Here is a 2,537-nt window from a genome sequence, read left to right as displayed (position 1 = left end):
TGAGCTTAAAGAGATATTTAATCAATATATTAAACAATGGACTGAATCTATCTTTAATAATATTTCTTCTTATCCTGCTCTTAATCAGTTTATAACTAATGCTATTAATGCTCATGTAGAAACTACTATTGGCAACATATTTAATAATATTGATAATTATCCTGCTATTAAGAATCTTATTATTACTAATACTGTTAATAAAGTAGTTGATATATTTAAGAATATTGGTCAATATCCAGAATTACAAGAAACTATACAGAATAATATTAATGAACGTGTTGATTATATATTTAATAATATTAATAATTATCCTGAACTTATTGGTATTCTTTCTGATTTAGTTTGTAATTGTGTTAAGAATATATTTGCTAATATTAATAATTATCCCGGTCTTGTTACTTGTATTAACAATGCTATAAATAGTAGAGTTGATTATATTTTCAATAATATTGATAGATTTCCTATTCTTAAGAATCTTATTGAAACTAAAGTAGAAGCTAGAGTTACTTATATATTTGAACATATTAATAACTTTACTGAATTACTTAATATTATTAAAGGTAATATAGAAAATATCTTTGATAATATTGATAATCATCCTAACCTTAAAGTTGTTATTGAGAATAAGGTTGAATCTACAGTTGAACATATTCTTAGTAATATAGATAATTATCCTATTATTAAAGAGAAGATTATTCAATTCTGTAATGAAGCTATTGAAGCTAAACGTGGTGTAGCAAATGGTATTGCTAGTCTTGATGTAGATGGTAAAGTTCCAGCAAGTCAATTACCAAGTTATGTTGATGATGTTCTTGAAGGATATTATGTTGATGAAACTCATTTTGCTGAAAAATATATTGATGATGCTCCTGTGTATTATACTCCTGAGAAAGGTAAGATTTATGTTGATATAAGTGAAGATACTAATCATAGTGGTAAAACTTATCGTTGGTCTGGAACTAAATATGCAGTTATATCTGAAACTTTAGCTTTAGGCGAAGTTACAGGTACTGCTTATGATGGTGGTAAAGGTAAGAAAACTACTGATATCGTTAATAGTTTACCTAAATATATTCCTAGTACACAAATTAAATTATCTAGGTCATCTAGTGGAAATATCATAATTGGTTCACATCATTATGAATTTAATAATACAACAAATGTTTATGAAAGTAAACCTTTTAATGATGGTATAACATTTCCTATTGTTAGTAAAACTGAATCTGGAGTTATGTCTGCTGCTGATAAAGTTAAACTTGATGAAACTTTACCTAATCAAATTACTAAACTTAGTAATAATGTTTATACTAAAGAAGAAATTAATAATATGTTTAAAAATTATTATACTAAATCTGAAACTTATAATAAAGAAGAAGTTAATAATTTACTTAATGGATATGTTACTAATAATACATTTAATAACTTTAAAGAAGAAATAAATCAAACTATTACTAATAGTGTTAATCTTGATAAGATTCAAAAAGCTATTAATGATGGCTGCGGAGTTAATATGACTATGCCTAGTGCAAATAGTAATAAACTTAGTCTTCCAATTTGGACAGGTACTGCTACCCAATATGCAACTATTACCCCAGTTGCTGGAATGACTTATAATATTGTTGATGAGTAATGAGTTTAACTCTTGGACGTCAAGGAGGAATTGCTCAACCTCTTAAGAAGCGTACAGTAGGTCAAACTAATATTGCTCATGTTTATGATGGTGCTAATCATATTTGGCCTACTTCTGTTATTCATTTTAGTGATTTTACTAGTGTCCAACTTAGATATATTTGGGGTAGTGATGATGGTCGAGATTTGGATACTAAATCATATTATGTTAATTCTCCTATTAATAGTTTAAATTATATAGCTGTTGGTTGGTCTTGGAATTTAAGTCAAATTCCTTATCTATATTGGGGTGGTGATAATACTGATTCAGGTGCTGAATGTGTTATGTTCAATATTGAATCTATGATTGACCTTGAAGATAAAATGCCTGATATAATGAAAATGAATCTTTGTGCTAATTGGTTTGGAAGTTTGAGTAGAGGTCATGTTACTGTTGAATGTACTGCTTATAAAGGTGGTGTTATTGTTCATGCTTGGCAATTAAAGAATAATGAAATTGATATTGATAATAGAGGAATGTTTATTTTTCCTTTGGCTGATGGAACTATTAATATGCCTGATGGACATGGTGGTTATAAAGAATGTTGGTATGGTGAAGTTGTTAAAAGAGTTGCTAAATCTAATAATGAAGTAAAGTACTTTAAAGTTAATCCTGTTAATGATAAAGTTATTGGTTTAGATGATATTAAAATAATTCGTCATGGTGGTGGACTTGTTTATGGCGATGGTTATTGCTGGTATGAAAATAAGCCTAATGATAAATATAAAGTTTGGAATAATCAAGTCAATACAACTGGTACTCCTTTAACTCTTGATAAGCCAATTCTTAATATAACTAGTGATGATAATTATAGTTATGAATATCATACAGTTTTGTTAAATGAAGATAACACTGTTTATAATGATAA

General features: G+C 27.4%; 2 protein-coding genes. Both read left to right on the top strand.

What is annotated here, in order from left to right; all coding sequences use genetic code 11:
- On the top strand, positions 1–1,630 hold a 1,630-nt coding region (locus DXN04_RS33925; RefSeq protein WP_116857863.1), incomplete at its 5' end, for a hypothetical protein.
- Positions 1,630–2,537 (top strand): hypothetical protein (locus DXN04_RS33920; protein WP_147320157.1); only part of this gene is annotated, 908 nt, incomplete at its 3' end. The genes DXN04_RS33925 and DXN04_RS33920, both read left to right, overlap by 1 nt.

Origin of the sequence: Chitinophaga silvisoli (assembly GCF_003412465.1) — a bacterium.
GTDB lineage: Bacteria > Bacteroidota > Bacteroidia > Chitinophagales > Chitinophagaceae > Chitinophaga > Chitinophaga silvisoli.
This window is presented reverse-complemented; position numbering and strand designations above follow the sequence as displayed.